1 pseudogene is annotated in these 914 nt (G+C 41.5%); it reads right to left on the bottom strand.

What is annotated here, in order from left to right:
- Positions 1-878 (bottom strand): annotated as a pseudogene (locus ACFIMI_RS09660) (hypothetical protein); the annotation flags it as partial.
- Positions 879-914: the final 36 nt, after the last annotated feature.

The raw sequence follows: 914 nt of genomic DNA, 5'->3' as shown, positions 1-914 counted from the left end.
TTCTTGATCACAAAACTTGGAGCTTTCCATTGTCCATCTTTATCATAACCAGCTCCTCCACCAAAATACGTCGCAAACTGTTTTTGCAGATCATAAATCTGTCCACCCGTAATCGCATCACTCGAGCCTGATACTATAGAGCCAGCTGCAAGTGATGTAAGCTTGCTGTTCTCTTTATTGTCCCCATGCGTCGCTACAAACGCACCTTTAGTCTTGCCCCATAACAATGCATCGCCTTGAACTGCTTGCGTAATATTACTTAGTTTTTCATCAAACTTTTTGACCTCATTAGACAGATGAGTGTTCACATTCTTGACACTCGTATCAAGACCCGCAAAGGCGCTACCAACATCGTTATGTGAATTAGTCGTTACTGTACCATCGTCAGAAACATTAGAGATTTTATAAGTCGGAGCTGTAAAAACACCCTCTTTAAAGGATGCTTCTCCACCTAAAAACTTAGCTACATCCTCACCGATTTTGTTAACCTGTCCACCCGTGATTGCATCACGTGAATCCTTGGCAATCTGACCATCAGCAACATTATGAAGACCAACAGCTGCCTTATCCTTACCTTTGCCTAAAGTCACACTCGTGTAATCAATGCCGCCATTCTCACCCTCTTTTTTATCGTAATGAACAACAGCTGAATCATCTGACTGAAGACTGTTAGAAAGATCCTTCAAACCTTTATCAAGCTGACCTTTGTTAACAGCTTCATTCACACGCTCTGCTTTCTTAACACCAGAAAGCGTCCGGTCTTCTTTCTTACTGTTGGCAATGTTGATTTCACTACCTTCTACTGCATCTCCAATAGTGAGACGATGCGTTGTTTTGTCTTGCTGAACAAAGCTCTCGCTTTCCACTTTGGTAATCACATTATTAACCTGTTCAGTCAATTTATTCTGAACATT

The sequence above is a fragment of the Bartonella sp. AP4SXKL genome (assembly GCF_042195845.1).
Lineage (GTDB): Bacteria > Pseudomonadota > Alphaproteobacteria > Rhizobiales > Rhizobiaceae > Bartonella.
Note: the sequence above shows the minus strand (reverse complement) of the source record. Positions and strands in the feature narration are given on the sequence as shown.